This is a genomic window from Leucobacter aridicollis, assembly GCF_024399335.1.
In the GTDB taxonomy this organism is placed as follows: Bacteria; Actinomycetota; Actinomycetes; order Actinomycetales; family Microbacteriaceae; genus Leucobacter; species Leucobacter aridicollis_A.
Genome location: NZ_CP075339.1, coordinates 1,340,238 through 1,359,126 on the forward strand (window position 1 = coordinate 1,340,238; position 18,889 = coordinate 1,359,126).

Here is an 18,889-nt window from a genome sequence, read left to right on the forward strand (position 1 = left end):
TCAGGCCGGCTTGCGCGCTGGGAAGCCTCGCAAGCCGGCAGGCCTGATGTCTGCCGGCCCGGTGGACTAGGCCGTGCACAGACGCCGCCCACCACCGGTGGCCGAGGCCCGCAGACGCCGCCCACCACCGGTGGCCGAGGCCCGCAGCCGCCGCTTCCGGGTACAACAAAGGGCGGGCCCGGCAATTGCCAGCACCCGCCCCGTGCGCGAAAGCGTTAGGCCTTCTTCTTGTTCTTCTCGAAGAGGTTGCCGATCAGCGTCGAACCGACGAGCACGACGCCGAGCAGTACGATGCCGACGATCGAGATCGCAACGACGTCGACGGGCTGGCCAGCTGCCGAGAACGGTGCGTGCGTGTCGACCTTCTCGACGCCCTCCGACGCGAACGCGGGCGCGCTGACCAGAACGGTAGCGAGCGCGACAGAAGCGGCGGTTGCAATGCGTGTGCGGATCTTCACTGTGTCTCCTCAGAAATCTGTGAGCGCACGGCATCCTGCCGCGCACCCTCCTATTCTGCCCTATTTTTCGACGGCGCGTGGATAAGCTCTATTCATGAGTCTCGAACGCGAAACTACAGCCATTGACAAGATCGCCGAGGATTGGGTCGATGCGCTGACTGAACACGATCCGATCACTGGCAGCTACATTGGGCGCGAGAGCGCACACGCCCGTCTGAACGACTTCTCGCCCGCGGGCAGCGACGCTATCGCAGGAGTCATGCGCGACACCCTCGCGACGCTCCGCGAGGCGACCCCAGCCGACGACGTCGACAGGGTGACGAAGATCGACCTCACGGCAGAACTCGAGCTGTCGCTCGCGCGCCACGACGCTGGCGAGGAGCTGCGAAATCTGAACGTCATCGAGTCGCCGAGCCAGCAGGTTCGCGACATCTTCGACATCATGCCGAGCGACACCGAGGGCGACTGGGCGAACATCGCTGCCCGCATGGCGGCGGTGCCCGAGGCGATGCGTTCCTACCGCGAGTCGCTCGACGCAGGGGTGGCGCGTGGGCTGGTTCCGGCGCTGCGCCAGGTGAGAGAGGTTGCCGCCCAGCTGCGCCGCACCGCCGGGATGTCGCCGCTCATTCAACCACGCGGCTCCGTGCCAGACGGTGCGGCACCGGCCGCGGGGCCGAGGGGGTTCTTTGCGGAGCTCGCCGAGCGCGCGGGGGAGTCCGTCCCGGAGTCGCTCCGTCAGGATCTCGCGAAGGCCGCCGACGCAGCCTCTGAGGCGTACGCTGGTCTCGCCAACTTCCTGGATACGCACCTCTCGGCGCACGCTCCCGAAACCGATGCGTTTGGACGCGAGCGCTACGAGCTCGCCTCGGAGGTCTTCCTTGGCGCGAAGGTCGATCTCGACGAGACCTACGAGTGGGGCGTAGAAGAGCTTCGCCGCATGGTCGACGAGCAGGAGCGCATCGCGGGGGAGATCCTCGGGGAGAAGCCGCGCCCGGGAATTGTTGCCGACGCGATCGCGCACCTTGACGGCGACACCTCGCGCAAGCTACACGGCACCGATGCGCTGCAGAAGTGGATGCAGGAGACGAGCGACCGTGCGGTCTCCGAGCTTGGAGCGACCCAGTTCGACATTCCCGAGGAGATCCGCACCCTCGAGTGCATGATCGCTCCGACGCAGGAGGGCGGGATCTACTACACGGGGCCGTCGAGCGACTTCTCACGCCCCGGGCGCATATGGTGGTCGGTACCCGAGGGGGTCACAGAGTTCGACACGTGGCGGGAGCTCACCACTGTGTATCACGAGGGTGTTCCTGGCCACCACTTGCAGATCGGCCAAGCTGTTGTGAACAGCGGAACGCTGAACGAGTGGCGCCGTCAGCTCGCGGGCAGCTCGGGCAACGCCGAGGGCTGGGCGCTCTACGCCGAGCGCCTCATGGAGCAGCTCGGCTACCTCGATGACCCCGCGGACCGCCTCGGCATGCTCGATGGCCAGCGCATGCGCGCTGCCCGCGTCGTGCTCGACATCGGCGTGCACCTGGGCAAGCAGCGCCCAGACGGCGGTGGCGTCTGGGACGGCGAGTACGCCTTCGAGTTCATGGCCGAAAACGTGAACATGAATGATAGCTTCGTTCGCTTTGAAGTGCTCCGCTACCTTGGGTGGGCGGGCCAGGCGCCGTCGTACAAGATCGGGCAGCGCATCTGGGAGGACCTGCGCGACGAGGCGAAGGCTCGTGCGGAGCAGAGCGGCGGCAAGTTCGACATTCGTGACTTCCACCGCGAGGCGCTCAAGCTTGGCGTCACGAGACTCGACACGCTGCAGGCAGCTATGCGCGGCGAACTCGCGGGCTAGCGGCTGCGGCTGCCGTCACAGCGCGGCCCGTCATCCACCCCACATGGGCGGTGGTTGGCGGGCCGCGTTTTATGTCTGCCGAGATCGGCGCAGGTCTGCAAAGATTGTCGCGAAGGGTGCTCCACGGGGGAGCGCTCACCGTGTCACGGAGGCAATCGTGTCCAACGAAGAACCAACGCCCTCGCTCATCGAGCGCACGGGTATCGAGATCGTGCCCGAGGGCGCACGCACCGCCAAACCGAGGGACCTGTTTTGGCCGTGGTTCGCGGCAAACGTCTCGGTCTTTGGCATGTCGTATGGCTCGTTCGTGCTTGGCTTTGGCATCTCGTTTTGGCAGGCGACGGCAGTATCGATTATTGGCATCGTCGTATCGTTCTTTCTGTGCGGCCTCATCGCCATCGCGGGCAAACGAGGATCGGCACCGACAATGGTGTTGTCGCGCGCGGCGTTCGGCGTGCACGGCCAGAAAGTACCCGGCATTATTTCGTGGCTGACGTCAATCGGTTGGGAGACGTTTCTTGCGATCATGGCTGTCCTGGCGACCGCCACGGTGATCACGCAGCTTGGGGGTGACGGCGGCGTCGCAGTGAAACTCATCGCAGCGATTGTGGTTGCCGCGCTCATCGTCGTCGCGTCGGTGCTCGGGTACCACACGATCATGAAGTTGCAGTCGATCCTGACATGGATCACCGGTGCTGTGACGGTCCTCTACATCCTCCTCGCGGCCCCGCACATCGATCTTGCCGCGGTACTGGCGATTCCCGCTGGGAGCACCGGTAACGTGATTGGCGCGCTCGTCATGGTGATGACCGGCTTCGGCCTCGGCTGGATCAACATTGCTGCCGACTGGTCGCGCTACCAGCGCCGTGATGCCTCCGACGGGTCGATCATCCTGTGGAACACTATTGGCGGCGCGCTTGCGCCCGTGATCCTTGTCGTCTTCGGTCTGTTGCTCGCCGGGTCAGACCCGGCGCTCATGGACGCCGTCGGAAACGACCCGATCGGCGCCCTCGCGACGCTGCTGCCTGTGTGGGTGCTGATCCCGTTCCTGCTCACGGCGGTGCTCGCGCTCGTCTCGGGCGCCGTGCTCGGGATCTACTCGTCGGGGCTCACGCTCCTGAGTCTCGGGATCAGGATCCCACGCCCCGCGGCCGCCGGATTCGACGGGCTGATCCTCACAGCGGGGACGATTTGGGTGGTGTTCTTCGCCGAGGGGTTCCTTGGTCCGTTCCAGAGCTTCCTCATCACGCTCGGAGTGCCGCTCGCGTCGTGGGCAGGGATCCTGATCGCCGATATTCTTCGCCGCAAGCGCGACTACGACGAGGTCGCCTTGTTCGACGCCCGCGGCCGCTATGGCTCGTGGGACTGGATCTCGGTGGCAATCTTCGTTGCCGCCTCGGCGATCGGCTGGGGCTTCGTGACGAACGGCTTCGCCGCCGACGCCCCCTGGAACAACTGGCAGGGCTACCTGCTCGGATTCATCGGTGGCAAGGACGGCGAGTGGGCCTACGCGAACCTCGGCGTGTTCTTCGCGCTCGTGCTCTCGTTCGTCGTCGCCTGGTTCGCGCGTGCGGGGAAGATTCATCGGCAGGAGATGATCGGGCGGTAGCTGCCTGGCTCAGCGCCAGCCTCGCTGAGGCGGTGGCTTCCGCTGCTCAGCCGGTGCGGTCTCATTGCGGTTGGCAGTTGTGGTCGCCTCAAAACATCTGAGGCGACCACAACTGCCAACTCGGGAGGCGCGTCTGGGGTTAGGCGCTGCGCTGGCCGCCACCCTGGCGGCGCTGGCCTCCCTGACCGCCCTGGCCGCCTGGCCGAGCGCCGCCGGGGCGCCCGCCCTGGCCGCCCGAGCGCTGCCCCTGGCCGCCCCGCTGCCCCTGGCCGCCCCGCTGGCCGCCCGAGCGCTGTCCGCCCTGGCCGGCAGCTGCCGAGCCCTGGCCTCCCTGGCCTCCGCCGCCACGGCGGGACCGCTTGCGCTTTGCGTTGGCTCCCGTTGAGGATCCTGACCCTGCAGGATTGTGGCCCGCAGCGCGCTGCTGTGCGGCCTGCGCCTCAGCACGGCGCTGCTCGGTGAGCTTCGGGTCGACGCGCGGAGCAACCTCGCCGATGAGCTCGAGGACCTCGCGGTTGACGCTCTTCGCCATCGGGTCGACCTGCAGCGGCGTGACGTGGATCTTCGCCGCGCGCATGAGCTGGCGCATCTCGCCACGCTGCTCGGGGAGCACGATCGTGACGACGTCGCCCTCATTGCCAGCGCGAGCGGTACGGCCTGAGCGGTGCAGGTACGCCTTGTGCTCGACAGGTGGATCGATGTGGACGACGAGGTCAACACCGTCAACGTGCACACCGCGAGCCGCGACGTCGGTCGCGACGAGCACCTTCGTCTCGCCCGAGACGAACTCGGCAAGGTTGCGGTCACGGGCGTTCTGCGACAGGTTGCCCTGGAGCTCGACCGCTGGAATGCCGGCGGCCGTAAGCTGCTTCGCGAGCTTCTTCGCCTGGTGCTTCATTCGGGTGAAGAGGATGCGCCGGGTGGTCCCACTCGCGAGCGCCTCGATGAGGGCGTCCTTCTGGCCCTTGCCCGACACCTCGAAGATATGGTGCGTCAGCTGCGGCACGGGGGACTCGGCCGAATCGACAGAGTGCATGACGGGGTCGTGCAGATACTTCTTCACGATGTTGTCGACACCGTTGTCAAGGGTCGCGCTGAAGAGGAGGCGCTGGCCCTGCTTCGGGGTCTTGTTCATGATGCGCGTGACGACAGGGAGGAAGCCCATGTCTGCCATGTGGTCTGCCTCGTCGAGCACGGTGATCTCGACGCCGTCGAGCGTCAGTACTCCCTGCTTGAGCAGGTCGTCGAGACGGCCAGGGGCAGCAACGACGATGTCAACACCGGCCTCGAGCGCGACCTCCTGGCGGCGCTGCGGCACGCCTCCGAAGATTGTCGTGACCTTAAGCCCGACGGGATCGGACAGCATCTTGAGCGTCTCGGCGATCTGCGTGACGAGTTCGCGGGTCGGTGCGAGGACGATCGCGCGGGGCCGCGACGGGCGGCGCTTCTTCGCTGCCTCGCCCGCGGCGATACCAGCTTCCCCGCCTGCGAGGTTCGCCGCGATCGGGATGCCGAACGCGATTGTCTTGCCTGAGCCAGTGCGGCCACGGCCGAGAACGTCGCGCCCCTTCAACGTATCTGGGAGGGTGTCGCGCTGGATCGGGAACGGAGCTGTCTTGCCGTTCTTGTCGAGTGCATGGGCGATGGGAACGGGCACGCCGAGGTCGGCGAAAGTCTGAGTGGTCACGCGGTGTTTGGTACTTCCTGCGTTGGTGTGGGTCATGGAGGATTTCCCCCGGTAGTGTCAGTCTACTTGGCTCCCCTGTGGAGAGGCGGAAGCGAGCGGCCAGGGCTCACCGACGGCGACTGTCGGCGGCGCACGGTACCGTCAATATGTACAGCAGGAGCTGCGACGGAAAAGAGGTGCAATGTTCGTTCGCGAGACCGAGTCAGGGCCGCTCATTGTGACGAGCGCGAGCGACCTCACCGCGGCGAGCATGTGCGAGTTCGCGTTCCTGCGACGGGTCGACGTGAAGCTCGGCAGGGCAGTCGTCGTGCCACCAGACGACGACGTGATGCTTGCCAGAGCCGGGGCGCTTGGCGACGAACATGAAGAGCGTGTGCTGTCAGAGCTTCGCGAAGCCTACGGCGAAGGCCGTGCAGGCGAGCCTGGCGGTGTCGTTGAGATTCCGCGGCCCGCCGCGATGACCCCTGACGCGCTCGCAACTGTCGCCGCAGAGACAGTGACTGCCCTTGTCGGAGGTGCTAAAGTCGTGTTCCAAGCGACATTCTTCGACCCTGAGCAGCGGCAGGCGGCCCCCGGGCACGGCGAACCAGCAATTGCGTTTCTTGGATTCGCAGACTTCCTTGAGCTGCACGATGACGGGAGCTACGAGGTCCAAGACACGAAGCTCGCTCGCCGAGCTAAGGTCACCGCACTGATGCAGCTTGCCGCGTACGCCGAGCAGCTCGATCGCATCGGGGTTCCTGTGGCGAGCGAGGCGACGCTGATTCTCGGCTCAGGAGAGCGCACCTCCCACAAGATCGGAGACATCGCTCCCGTGTTTCGTCGCCGCCGGGCTCGCTTGCACAGGCTGCTGCTCGAAAGCTTCGCCTCGGTGGGGCCAGACGGTCGGTGGGCGAGCGCCCCTGGCGTTGCCTGGGGTGCTGACGGGATCAGCGCGTGCGGTCGCTGCGAGGTGTGCGAACCCGAGATTCAAAGATCCCGTGACCCGCTCCTCATCGCCGGACTGTACCCCCGTCAGCGGGAGGCCCTCGTCTCGGCTGGCCTCACGACGATTGACGCCGTCGCCGAGGCGCTTCCCGCGATCGAGACTGGGGCGCTCGCGGTGCCCGGGCTCACTGATGCGGCCCTCGAACGCATCGCGCTGCAGGCCGCCGTGCAGATCGAGACAGAACAGACGGGGTCGGGTGCTGGAGTTTCAGCCCCGCCGAGTTTCAGAGTTGTTTCCCCGACGTCACTCGCGGCGCTTCCCGCGCCGAACCCTGGTGACCTGTTCTTCGATTTCGAGGGCGACCCGTTCTACAGGGAAACCCGCGACGGGACCGCTCACTGGAACCTCGACTACCTGTTTGGCATGGTCGACGAACGTGAGGAATTCACTGCGATCTGGGCGCACACGCTGAGTGAAGAACGTGCAGCGCTCGAACGCTTCATCGCGTTCGTACGTGAGCGGCGCGAACAGTACCCCGGTATGCGGATCTACCACTACGCGAGTTACGAGCGCACCCACCTGCTGTCGATTGCGGCGCGCCACGGTGTGTGCGAGGCAGAGGTTGACAAGCTGCTGCGCGAGCACGTGCTCGTCGACCTGTATCCGATCGTGCGGCAGGCGCTCAGGGTCGGATCGCGTTCGTATTCGATAAAGAAGCTCGAGCCGCTGTACATGGGCGCAGAGGTGCGTGCGGAAGACGGGGTGGTGAACGGCGCGCAGTCAGTTGTTGAGTACGCAGAGGCCGCCGCACAGCTCACCTCCAGCGATGCCGTTGAACGCGCTGCCGGGCAGCGCCGGCTTGACGACATCGCTGACTACAACAGGTACGACTGCGTGTCCACGCTCAGGCTGCGAGACTGGCTCCTCGGGATCGCGCGCGAGCATGGGGTTGCGCCGACGAGCCCAGACCTGTTGGCGGGGAGCGGCGAACCACCAGTCGAACTCAGCCTGCTCGGTGAACAGCTACGTGAGCTCGCTGAGGCAGAGTCAGACGCCGCGGCCCGCACCGCGCTGAAACTCGCAGCCAGCGCTATCGACTATCACCAGCGTGAGCAGAAATCGTTCTGGTGGGCTCACTTCGCGAGGCTCGTTGATCCCGTCGAAGACTGGGCAGACACGCGTGACGTTGTCGTCGCAGACGCCGAGGCGAGTGAGGTGCCAGAGGAGTGGCACAGGGCGCCCCGAGCGCGGGTCGAGCGGCGGCGCGTGCGGCTGCGCGGCGATGTCGCTCCGGGGAGCACGCTGAAGCCCGGAACGCAGATGTTCGCACTGTACGAACACCCCGCGCCGTTCCCGCAGTGGGGCGGGGCGCCCGGGGCGCGCGCCGCGCGCCAGGTCGAGGTGATCGAACGGCACGAAGACGGCGTCACGATTGAAGAGAGACTCCCGAACGATGCTGCCCCATTTGCGACGCTGCCGATCGCGGTGACGCCAGGGCCGCCGCCGCCCGCAGGGCGACAGAAAGGCGCGATCGAGGAGTGGGGCAGTTCGCTCGTCGCCGCGAAACTGCTCGGGGAGACGCCCCGCGACCCCGTCTACGCCCTGCTCACCCGATCACGACCGACGCTTCAGGACGGCACCGGGCTCGTCTCGCCGAGCTCTCCTGAGGCGCTCTCTGCCGGCGGCAGCGAAGATGCGAGGACGATCGGCGCCGTGCTCGCGAGTCTCCGTGGACTCGACGAGGCAGCCCTCGCCGTCCAGGGGCCACCTGGAACAGGGAAAACGTACCTTGCAGCTCGGGTCATCCGACGGCTCGTCGAACGAGACGGCTGGCGTATCGGCGTTGTCGCGCAGTCTCACAAGGTCGTCGAGAACGTGCTCGAGGGCGTGGTTTCGGCTGGGCTTGATGCGAGGCTTGTCGCAAAGGTGCCGCAGGGCGGCAAGCTCGCGCCAGGGACTGAGCAGCCCGGCTACACCGTGCTTCGCCGCGACGGCTATGCCTCGTTCATCGACGGGCTCGGGGGCCGCGGGGCCGTCATCGGCGGTACGGCATGGGATTTTTCAAACGAGGATCGCTTCCCGAGGCGCAGCCTCGACCTGCTTGTCATCGACGAGGCGGGGCAGTTCTCCCTCGCGCCGACAATCGCAGCGTCTGTGTCAGCACAGCGGATTCTCCTGCTTGGTGACCAGCAGCAGTTGCCGCAGGTGTCGCAGGGCTCACACCCCGAACCTGTCGACCAGGCGGCCCTGTCGTGGCTGCTGGACGGCGGCGAGACGATGCCGGAGCAGCTCGGATACTTCCTCGCGGAGACCCGCAGGATGCGCCCGGAGCTCACCGAGGTTGTCTCTGAACTCTCATACGCAGGCAGGCTGCACGCGCACCCGAGTACACTGGATCGATCGGTGTCAGGCGCGGACGGGCCCGGTCTGCACTGGCGGCCAGTCGAACATCGCGGAAACTCGACGAGCTCGGTCGAGGAAGCCGCCGCAGTGGTCGCGACAATTGAGCGGCTCCTCGGCATGCGCAACACCCCGGCTGCAGTGCTGCGGGAGGCAGACCGTCGCGCGGGCACCAAGGAAGCCGGAGCCGGCAGTGCGGGTCTCGACTGTGGCGGCCCTGTCGCGGGGCGCCCGCTCACCGAGTCCGACGTGATCGTCGTCGCCGCCTACAACGCCCAGGTCGAGTGCGTGTCTGAAGCCCTCGCCGGTGTTGGGCTCTCAGGTGTCCGGGTGGGAACTGTCGACCGGTTCCAGGGGCAAGAGGCTGTGATTTCGCTCGTGACGCTCGCCGCCTCGAGCCCCGAAGACGTGCCGCGCGGGCTCGAGTTCTTGCTCATGCGCAACCGCCTCAACGTGGCGATCAGTCGGGCGCAGTGGGCGAGCTATTTGTTCTCGGCGCCGAGCCTCGGCGACGGACTTCCGACCTCTGCTGAGGGGGTCGCGGCGCTTTCTGGTTACCTCAGACTCACCGAGCGCGGGTAACGTGGAGCCATGGTAAAGGTTCCTGGCCCCTTCAAGACGCCGCCGTCGATCACGCTTGACCCGAAGCCGCTCGCAGACGTGCCCGGCGCGCCGCTCGCGTCACCTTCCGAGTCTGCTCGGACGCCGCGGAGCGCCTCTCGCCGCTCAGAGATCCCGGTATTTGAGGTCATGCAGATCACCGACGAGGTGGCACGTCGGCGGCACGCGGGACACGACGTTGTCTCGCTGTGCGCGGGGGAGCCGAGTGCCCGGCCAGCCCCAGGCACGCTGCAGCCCGCTGGGTATACGGGCCCGCTCGGCACCACCCCTCTCCGGGAGGCAATCGCCGGCCACTACCGAGACTGGTATGGCGTCGAGATTGACCCCGGGCGCGTGGCAGTGACGACAGGCTCCTCGGGCGCGTTCCAGCTCGTGTTTCTTACCGCCTTCGACCCTGGCGACAGGGTCGCCCTCGTGAGCCCCGGGTACCCCGCGTACCGGAATATCCTCACAGCGCTCGGAGTGCACGTTGTCGAAATCGCGACGGGGCCCGAGACGCGGTATCAGCCGACGCCCGAGCTTCTCAGTGAGGCGGTGCGCGAACACGGTGAACTTGCCGGCTTGATCGTGGCCTCGCCCGCCAATCCGACAGGAACCATGCTCGCCCGGGCAGAGCTCCAGGCACTGACCGAGTGGTGCGCGGCGAACAGAACGCGGTTCATCAGCGACGAGATCTATCACGGGATCACGTTCGTCGATGCTGGCCCAGACTCACGCGGCGTGAGCGCAGTCCAGCTCGACAGCGAGGCCATCGTCATCAACTCGTTCTCGAAATATTGGGGCATGACGGGCTGGCGACTCGGCTGGGCGCTCCTCCCCGAAGACCTCGTCGCCCCATTCGAGGCGCTCGCGTCGAACTTTGCACTCTCACCCCCTGCTCCTGCACAGGAGCTCGCGATGCGGGCGTTCTCGCCAGAGACCTACGCTGAGCGGGACGGCATTGTCCGAGGGTTTGCGAAGGCACGGGCGCTGATCCTTGAAGCTGAATCAGCGCTGAACTGGGGCACGGCAGCGCCGTCAGACGGCGCGTTCTATTACTACTCCGAGCTCGGGCCGCAGCTGGAACGCTTCGAGAACTCATCGTCGTACGCTCGGGCACTGCTTGAAGGTGCCGACGTCGCGGTCGTTCCAGGCGGCGACTTCGACCCCGTCGCCGGGCATCGCGCCGTGCGGCTCTCGTATGCTGCAGGCGAAGCGGCGGTCGCGGAGGCACTCGACCGCATCATTCGCTTCCAGGGGTAGAGCGGGGGCGGCTCAGTTGCCGTTCTTTGGGCCGTAGGTATGTGAAAGACGCAAGATATGCCGGGGGCCTCAGGGGCCTGGCATATCTTGCGTCGATCGCAGGTGGTGCGTGTGGTGGCGCAGCGCGGTGAACTGCAGCAGCGCAGCCTACTTCAAGCGGATCGGCGTTCCAACCGAGATCCCGAAGCGGGCCTGCAACGCATCGGTGATGGTTCCCGCAGTCTTCGGATCGTTCATCGGGGCGGGGGCTGCGCCGAGCGCCGCCACAACTGCGGCTCCGCCGGGAAGGTCGAGTTCGATCGCGGTGATGGCCGAGGCGAGGGGCCCCTCGAGGCCAGCAACCGCGCGCGAGATCGCTGAACGGACTGCCCGCGTCAGCGCCTCGATGTCTGCCGGGTCGAGGTGCTCTGCCGAGTCAACTGGTAGGGGCCCGCCAACGGCGCGTGGCCGACCAAGCTCAACCTCGCTCCGCGTATAGGTGACCCCGTCACCTGTGACGACCTCGGCGATCGCGGTCGACCCTTCCGGCGAGGTGACGAGCCGCACGAGCACGTCGAGCTCGTTCGAAGTCGAAACGGGGCTCGACGAGGCGCCGGCAAATGGCAGCGGAATGCCCGAAGGGGCGCCACCGTGATCGTGCTGATCTGGTGACGCCCCTCCGAAGGTGAACTTAAGATCCATAGGATCCAGAGTACTCCTTAGTGATTACGCGTTTGCTGCGAGAACCTCGTCGACTGCCTTGAAGGGCAGCTCGGGGAACGCGTCAACGACGCCCTTGAAGGTGATGACACCGTCGTGAGCGTTCAGGCCCTTTGCGAGTGCCTCATCGGCCTGCAGTGCCTTGACCCAGCCCTTGTCGGCGAGTGCGACGACGTAGGGGAGGGTTGCGTTGGTGAGCGCAGCGGTCGAGGTCTCGGGAACCGCGCCAGGCATGTTCGCGACGCAGTAGTAGATCGAGTTGTGCACCGGGAAGGTGGGATCGTCGTGCGTGGTCGGGCGCGAGTTCTCGAAGCAGCCGCCCTGGTCGATCGCGATGTCGACGAGTACCGAGCCGGCCTTCATCTGAGCAACCATCTCGTCGGTGACGAGCTTCGGTGCCTTCTCACCCGGGATGAGGACCGAGCCGATGACGAGGTCAGCGTCCTTCAGTGCCTCGGTGATGTTGTGAGCGTTCGAGGTGCGGGTCTGGATACGACCGTTGAACTCGTCCTCGAGCTGCTTGAGGCGGGGGATCGCGATGTCGATTACGGTGACCTCTGCGCCCATACCGTACGCGATGCGTGCAGCCTGCTCGCCTGCAGCGCCGCCGCCGATGACGACGACCTTGCCACGGCGGGTAGCGGTGACGCCACCGAGGAGGATGCCGCGGCCGCCGTTTGCCTTCATGAGCGAGTATGCGCCGACCTGCACCGAGAGACGACCAGCGACCTCAGACATGGGGGCGAGGAGCGGAAGGCCGCGGTTCGCGAGCTGCACGGTCTCGTACGCGATGGCGGTGGTGCCCGACTTCACGACTGCCTCGGAGAGGGTCTTGTCTGCCGCGAGGTGCAGGTAGGTGAAGAGCACCTGGTCCTTGCGCATCTTGTCGTACTCGGAAGCGATGGGCTCCTTGACCTTGAGGATCATGTCGCTGTCAGCCCACACCTGGTCGGCCGAGGGGACGATCGTCGCGCCTGCGGCTACGTACTCATCGTCAGTGATGGCCGAGCCGAGGCCGGCGCCAGCCTGCACGAGTACTTCGTGGCCGCGGCGCTTGAGTTCGAACACGCCCGCCTGCGTGATGGCGACGCGGTTCTCGTTGTTCTTGATTTCGGTGGGAATACCGACGCGCATGATCTTCTCCAAATAAATGCGTAACGGGTGTGTAGTTTGCATCGCGGTATCCGTTGAAGTTCGTCTACAAAAGGGTCGAAACAGCGGATGTGGCGCGATAGACTTGAAGTATATTCGATATCCGCAGAGGTTTGGTGAATTCTCTTCGGAATCAGTTGTTGAGCCCGCCGCACATGAAGTGGAAGAGGAAATTCACGCATGGAATCGAAGAATCTTCGCCTCGAGAACGATCTAGACGCGGTTGACCGCAAGATTATGGAAGAGCTGCAGGCGAACGGTCGGATGACGAACGCTGAGCTCGCCGAGCGTGTCGGCGTGGCTGCATCGACGTGCATCGCTCGCGTTCGCAGTCTTGTCTCCCGCCGCGTCATCACTGGGTTTACCGCCGCAGTCGACCCGCGAGCAATGGGACTCGACCTGCAGGTGCTTGTCAGTGTCACAGTGCGGTCAGGCGCGCGGCAGCGCATCGCCGAGATGAGTGACGAGCTGCGGGCGCTGCCAGAAGTTATGCAGCTCTTCTTCCTGGGTGGCGTTGAGGACTTCATCATTCACCTCGCCGCCCGCGACTCGGACCACGTGCGCGACTTCGTGATGGAGAATCTGTCCGCGCACCCAGCGGTGTCTTCCACTCGCACAAGCATCGTCTTCAGCCACCACCAGAACCCCGTTCGCCAGCCATAGGTGACGCCCGCAGCTCGGCCGGAGGCGGGTACGCCACCGCTGTGGCGCGCTCGCCCAGACCCGGCGTAGGCTGGAGAACGGTCGCCGCAGATCCGCGGCCGACCGCTGAATCACCAGCCGCCGGGCAGCCGGCGGGAAATGAGGGGTGGATCGCCGTGTCTCGTGCGCTACTGATCGTCGACGTCCAGAACGACTTTACGGAGGGCGGGGCGCTCGGAGTCGATGGCGGTGCGGCCGTCGCGGCGGGCGTGACCGAGCTGCTTCGAAACGCTCGCGAGGCCGAGCAGTACTCCCTCGTCGTCGCGTCGCGAGATTGGCACGACGCCGACAACGACAACGGCGGGCACTTTGCGGCGCCGGGAACTGATCCTGACTTTGCCGGGACCTGGCCTACTCACTGCGTCGGTGGGACCCCGGGCGCCCAGTATCACCCGGCGCTCGACATTGATCGCATCGACGTGCATGTTCGAAAGGGGATGGGCGAGCCCGCGTACTCTGCGTTCGAAGGGGTCGCGGGCGACGGCCGGACGCTCGCGGTCACGCTGCGTGAGGCCGGCGTCGACGAGCTCGACGTTGTCGGTATCGCGACCGACTACTGTGTGCGCGCCTCGGCGCTCGACGCGCAGGAGCTCGGCATGCGCGTTCGCGTTCGGGGTGACCTCATCGCTGGAGTTGCGCCTGAGACATCTGTCGCCGCCATTCGCGAGCTTGCCACTGCAGGCATCGAGATCCTGTAGGGAGCGGTCGCCGCGCCGCGCCCACCCGGTGAGCGGCCGCCGCGAGGACGTGTCTGCGAAGGATCGCAGCTAGTCAGTCACCTGCTCCGGAACGTCGACTGTTGCAGTGAGTGGCTCGCCGTTGCGCACGAGGCGGCGCTTGGTGATCTGCCAGGCGACCGCGAGCGCGACGAACCAGACTGGCGTGAACGCGAGCGGCAGCCGAGTGTCGGCAGCGAGCGACAGCGTCACGAGGATGAACGCGAAGAAGGCGAGCACGATCCACGGGGTGACGCGGGCGAGCGGGGTGCGGAACTTGGAAGTTGCATGCCGCTCCGGGTGCTTGCGCAGGTAACAAATGAAGCTGATCGCGATCATGCTCCACACGAAGATGATGAATGTGGAAGCGACAGATGTGACGAACGTGAACGCCTCGATGACGCTCTCTCCGAGCAGCAGGATCGGCACGACCGAGAGCACGAACACTGTCGAGAAGAACACCGCACGACGTGGAACCCCGCGGGCATCGGTGAGAGCGAAACCCCGGGGAGCGTGGCCGTCGCGAGCGAGCGAATGCATCATGCGAGTGCCCGAGTAGAAGCCCGAGTTCGCGCTCGAAGCAGCTGACGTGAGTACGACGAGGTTGATGGCGAACGCCGCAGCTGCGAACCCTGCGTACGCGAACGTCGTGACGAACGGACTCTGATCGGGGTCAAGCTTGTTCCAGGGAGTGATCGCCATAATCACGGTGAGCGCGCCAATGTAGAAGATGAGCACGCGAACCACGATCGAGTTGATCGCGCGCGGGAGGTTGTGTGTGGGATCCTTCGTCTCTGCAGCGGCGGTGCCAACGAGTTCGACGCCGATGAATGAGAAGATTCCGAGCTGGAAACCGAGAAGGAAGCCGCTCGCGCCGAACGGGAACAGTCCGCCATGCTCCCACAGGTGCGTGAGTGACGCTGAAGTTCCAGTGTCGGGGTTCTTGAATCCGCTCACGAGCAGGAAGACCCCCGTCGCAATGAGCGCGAGGATCGCGACGATCTTGATGAGCGAGAACCAGAACTCGAACTCGCCAAAGAACTTCACGGGCTGCAGGTTTAACAGGACAAGCACGGCAGCGGTGATGAGGGCTGGTACCCAGTTCGGGATGTCGGCGTTGATGTATGAAACGTAGCTCGTGATCGCGATGATGTCTGCGATGCAGATCACGATCCATGTCACCCAGTAGGTCCAAGAGACGAAGAACCCCGCCCACGGCCCGATGAGGTCTTTCGCGATGTCGCCGAACGTCTTGTAGTTCAGGTTCGAGAGCAGCAGCTCACCAAGCGCCCGCATGAGCAGGAACATCATGCAGCCGATGCCCGCGTAAATGAACAGCACGGAGGGGCCCGTCAGGCTGATGACCTTTCCAGAACCGAGGAACAGGCCGGTACCGATCGCCCCGCCGATGGCGATGAGCTGCAAATGTCTGTTCGTGAGTCCGCGTTCGAGGCCGTCGTGAGCGTCTGCGGGGGCCTGTCGGGCCATTGGGCGTGTTCCGTTTCTCTGAGCTGCGTCGGGGTTCGCCGGGAGCGCGTCTCATCGTCACACGGCCACACCGACATATCACTGCGCGGTCACACGCAGCGGCATAAGAGGCCGGACGTGTGGGCACGCGCGTCACACACGCTAGCAATCGGCATGTACGCGGCGCTCGCCGCTTGAGCAAACCTTGAGACTTGAGTGGCCTTTCGGGCGCCTGTCGAAGTTGCCGGCGGGGATACCGCTGGGCCGAGTCGCGGGGCTCCGGCTACTCTTCGGCCATGGGCGAGAGCCGCGCCTCCTGGGCGTCGAGTGCGAGCCCCGCCGCGCGAAGCGCCTGCGAGCTGTAGCGGCCGATCGCGCGCTCCTCGATGAGTGTTGCGCGCTGCGCTTCGAGTGCGATTCTCGTCAGCCGCAGGTATGCCTCGGCGGGGGTTTCCGCGGCTTGTACCGGGATCGCCCCTGTCTCGTGGAAGCGCAGGGCGAGCGGCCCGAGAGCCGCTTTCGTTGAGATCTTCGCGCGCTGCACGACGGTATCTGGCGTCATCTGCCGGTTCGGGTCTTCGCTCTCGACGGTGAGCTCGTCGTCGATCGCTTCGAGCCCCGCGTCAACGAGGTCGTGACTGAGTGCCCGAACCTCAGTGTCGTCAGCTCCCGACTTCACACCGCGCGGCCACAACCACCGAATGACAGCCGGCAGCGTGAGGCCGTGGAGGAGGAGCGTCGCGACCGCGACGAGGAATGCGATGAGAATGATCTGCGGGCGGTACGGGACATCAGTCGAGATCGACTGCGCGGCGGCGAGCGTCACGACGCCCCGCATGGCACTCCAGGTGAGCACTACGCCGTCACGCCATCCAAGTTGCTGCTCGAGCTCGTGCTCGAGGTCGGCCTTCGCTCGGTCCTGCATGAGTTTCAGGCGGCGTTTGGCCCGCTCGTCGTCAGCGCGGCCGTTCTTCGCGAGGCGCGCCTCCATCCGCGCCAGCTCATCGCCCTTTGCTTTCCTGCGCCTCGGTTCGCCGCGCATGAGGAACACGAGCGGCACGACGAAGAGTGCGCGGGTGACGATAAGCAGCAGCACGAGCGCACCGGCGATCAGAGCGACGTGACCCAGGTGGAACGTCGAATCGGTGACCTCATTCACGAGCACGTGCAGCTGCAATCCCATGATGAGAAAGACGCCGTTCTCCAAGATGAACTGCACGGTCCGCCAGTTCAGCCGCTCGTTCGTTCGGGCGATCGCGCTGAACCGCCGTACCGAGTGATAGCCGGTGTACAAGCCCGTTACGACGACCGAGAGCACGCCGGAGGCGCCGATGACTTCGGCGGGGATGAACGCAACGAATGGGACGACAAACGACACGAGCGTGTCGTGAACTGGGTTGTTGAGCCTGGCGCGGATCCATACGGTGAGGAAGCCCATCAGGAGTCCGACAGCGATCGCTGCGACGACCGAGAACACGAATGCGCCAGCCGCCTCCCAGAACACGAAGCTGCCTGAGACAGCCGCGAGCGCGGTGCGCAGCAGCACGAGCGACGTCGCGTCGTTCACGAGGCTCTCACCCTCGAGGATAGCTACGATGCGCTCGGGCAGCCCGAGTCGCTTGCCGATCGAGGTTGCGGCGACGGCGTCGGGTGGGCTGATGACTGCGCCGAGCGCGACGGCAGCGGGGAAGGGGAGAGCAGGCACTACGAGGTGGAGGAGCCACCCGACGAGCAACGCGGAAATGATGACGAGCAGCACCGACAGGCCGGCCACCGGTCGAAGATTTCGACGGAAGTCCACGAAGGGCACGTTCATTGCGGCCGAGTACAGCAGCGGCGGCAGCACGCCGAGCAGGATGATCTCTGGATTGATCTCGATGAGCGGAACGCCTGGCAGATAGCCGATCCCGATGCCGACGACAACGAGCACGAGCGGTGCCGCGATTCCGATACGGCCGCTGACCAGGGAGACCCCCACAAGCACGACGACGGCTGCTACTGCGACAAGTGCAAGCTCCATCGCCCTAGTTTCTCATGCGCGGCATGGCTCGGGAAAGTCCACGGTGTCGGCTGCGGCGGGCGCGAACGGGGGTGCCCAGCTATCTGGGTGCGAGTGCGATCTCCGGATCGGCCTCGCCGTAGAACGCAGCCCACGGCCTCGATGCAGAGCCGAGCGCGCCAACGTCGAGGCGTTCGCCGTCGAACGGCGTGCACGCGATGACTCGCGTCTTCGGGTCGCGCCGCCACGTACCGACTGCGCGGCCCCCGTGCACGATGGTCGCGAGAAACATGCCGTTCTTCCCAGGGATCAGATGGCCGAGGTGTCGCGCGTCAAACTGGGGCGACCGCTCCGAGAAGCCGAGGATGTGTTCGTCGAACGCTGGGAGCAGCTGCCAGTGATCGTGATCGGCGCCCGGTGACTGGGTCTCCACCGCCTCGAGCGCTTCTGGCGCGGCCCACAGTGCGCCCGCGGCACCGGTCACCCCGTCGCGCCGAGCCTCGACGATTGCCCCCTGCTCGGCCGCAAGGGCGAGCCCGTGCGCAGCGCTCGCCGCTGGGAGCATTGCCCACGACGCGAGGTCCTTGCGGCTCACCGCTCCTCGCCCGCGCACGTAGCGGGCGGCGAATTCGGCGAGCGCTTCATCGCCCGTGAGGTCACGCGGCCGCCGAATCCACTCGTCGGCGAGTACGAGGCGCGGTTCAGGATCGGCCTGCGTGCCCGCATCTTGGCGCACTGGGCCAAACGTTGTGAGGCCGTTCTGGCACAGCCACCAAATGAGGTGGTAGCGCCAGCTCGGCTGCCAGTCGATCCCTGCGTCGGTCCATGCCTGGGCGAGTTCGGTGCGGTTGAGGCTCGTGCCAGCGAGTGCGGCGAGCGAAACCTCGGTCGCGCGATCAAGCACGGCATCGCTCATGCCGAGAAACGCACGCCGCTTTGCAGCACCGGCGACAACTCGGGGGTTCGTCAGCCGCTGCATCCACCCGATGTCCTCTGCAGGCACGAGATGGACGGTGCCGCGCATCGGCCAGGACCTCACGATTGCGCCAGCGTTCATCGCAGCGACGACGTCGGCTGAGGTGGTGCCCGATGCACGGACGCCGACGGCCCAGCGCGACGACCGCCAGTCCTGTCCCTGCAACGCGAAAAGGTGAGATACAACGGCACGTACGCGCCCTGTGGCCGCAGTGGCGCCCGCTGCTGAGCTGGCGGCGGCCACCGCTGGGTGTGCCGCCGAGTCGGCTGGGTGCGCCGCCTGGGCGGCAGGGCGTGCCTCCAGGTCTGCTGCGTTCGCCGAGTCGAGCCCGAGCGCGTACATTCGCGCTCGGAGGAGCGCATCGTCGGTCAGCGTGAGCGCCAC

13 protein-coding genes are annotated in these 18,889 nt (G+C 65.9%); 6 read left to right on the forward strand and 7 right to left on the reverse strand.

Annotation, left to right across the window (positions count from 1 at the left end; translation table 11 throughout):
* Nucleotides 1–215 precede the first annotated feature (215 nt).
* Complete coding sequence (locus tag KI794_RS05990; RefSeq protein WP_119282949.1) at nucleotides 216–458, reverse strand: hypothetical protein; 243 nt, start codon at nucleotides 456–458, stop codon at nucleotides 216–218.
* A 94-nt stretch (nucleotides 459–552) separates the two neighbouring features.
* Between KI794_RS05990 and KI794_RS05995 the strand changes: the two genes are divergently transcribed.
* Nucleotides 553–2,307, forward strand: coding sequence for a DUF885 domain-containing protein (locus KI794_RS05995; protein ID WP_255809472.1), 1,755 nt, complete (start codon nucleotides 553–555; stop codon nucleotides 2,305–2,307).
* A 157-nt stretch (nucleotides 2,308–2,464) separates the two neighbouring features.
* Nucleotides 2,465–3,916, forward strand: coding sequence for a purine-cytosine permease family protein (locus KI794_RS06000; protein ID WP_255809474.1), 1,452 nt, complete (start codon nucleotides 2,465–2,467; stop codon nucleotides 3,914–3,916).
* 139 nt (nucleotides 3,917–4,055) lie between these two features.
* Here the strand turns inward: KI794_RS06000 and KI794_RS06005 are convergent, their stop codons facing one another.
* On the reverse strand, nucleotides 4,056–5,639 hold the full coding sequence (locus KI794_RS06005; RefSeq protein WP_370647867.1) for a DEAD/DEAH box helicase: 1,584 nt from the start codon (nucleotides 5,637–5,639) through the stop codon (nucleotides 4,056–4,058).
* A 145-nt stretch (nucleotides 5,640–5,784) separates the two neighbouring features.
* Here KI794_RS06005 and KI794_RS06010 point away from each other — a divergent pair, with 145 nt between their 5' ends.
* Together KI794_RS06010 and KI794_RS06015 are read left to right on the forward strand one after the other, a co-directional pair.
* Nucleotides 5,785–9,513, forward strand: coding sequence for a TM0106 family RecB-like putative nuclease (locus KI794_RS06010; protein WP_255809478.1), 3,729 nt, complete (start codon nucleotides 5,785–5,787; stop codon nucleotides 9,511–9,513).
* 9 nt (nucleotides 9,514–9,522) lie between these two features.
* On the forward strand, nucleotides 9,523–10,794 hold the full coding sequence (locus tag KI794_RS06015) for a pyridoxal phosphate-dependent aminotransferase (RefSeq protein WP_255809479.1): 1,272 nt from the start codon (nucleotides 9,523–9,525) through the stop codon (nucleotides 10,792–10,794).
* Between the two features lie 147 nt (nucleotides 10,795–10,941).
* On the opposite strand, the gene KI794_RS06020 is transcribed toward KI794_RS06015, so the two are convergent.
* The gene (locus KI794_RS06020) at nucleotides 10,942–11,475 is read right to left on the reverse strand and encodes a hypothetical protein (RefSeq protein ID WP_255809481.1); all 534 of its coding nucleotides are present in this window, start codon (nucleotides 11,473–11,475) and stop codon (nucleotides 10,942–10,944) included.
* Between the two features lie 24 nt (nucleotides 11,476–11,499).
* Complete coding sequence (gene ald, locus KI794_RS06025; protein ID WP_119282956.1) at nucleotides 11,500–12,627, reverse strand: alanine dehydrogenase; 1,128 nt, start codon at nucleotides 12,625–12,627, stop codon at nucleotides 11,500–11,502.
* 198 nt (nucleotides 12,628–12,825) lie between these two features.
* Between ald and KI794_RS06030 the strand changes: the two genes are divergently transcribed.
* Together KI794_RS06030 and KI794_RS06035 are read left to right on the forward strand one after the other, a co-directional pair.
* Nucleotides 12,826–13,308: an Lrp/AsnC family transcriptional regulator gene (locus KI794_RS06030; protein ID WP_119282957.1), complete on the forward strand. Its 483-nt coding sequence runs from the start codon at nucleotides 12,826–12,828 to the stop codon at nucleotides 13,306–13,308.
* 155 nt (nucleotides 13,309–13,463) lie between these two features.
* Nucleotides 13,464–14,045, forward strand: a complete 582-nt coding sequence (locus KI794_RS06035; protein WP_119282958.1) for an isochorismatase family protein — start codon at nucleotides 13,464–13,466, stop codon at nucleotides 14,043–14,045.
* Between the two features lie 69 nt (nucleotides 14,046–14,114).
* On the opposite strand, the gene KI794_RS06040 is transcribed toward KI794_RS06035, so the two are convergent.
* The 3 genes from KI794_RS06040 to KI794_RS06050 all read right to left on the reverse strand — a co-directional run bounded on the left by KI794_RS06040 (nucleotide 14,115) and on the right by KI794_RS06050 (nucleotide 18,889).
* A complete protein-coding gene (locus tag KI794_RS06040; protein WP_255809484.1) occupies nucleotides 14,115–15,551 on the reverse strand; it encodes an amino acid permease in 1,437 nt (478 codons plus the stop codon).
* A gap of 262 nt (nucleotides 15,552–15,813) precedes the next feature.
* The gene (locus KI794_RS06045) at nucleotides 15,814–17,550 is read right to left on the reverse strand and encodes a cation:proton antiporter (protein ID WP_119282960.1); all 1,737 of its coding nucleotides are present in this window, start codon (nucleotides 17,548–17,550) and stop codon (nucleotides 15,814–15,816) included.
* Between the two features lie 79 nt (nucleotides 17,551–17,629).
* Nucleotides 17,630–18,889, reverse strand: a complete 1,260-nt coding sequence (locus tag KI794_RS06050) for a winged helix DNA-binding domain-containing protein (protein ID WP_255809487.1) — start codon at nucleotides 18,887–18,889, stop codon at nucleotides 17,630–17,632.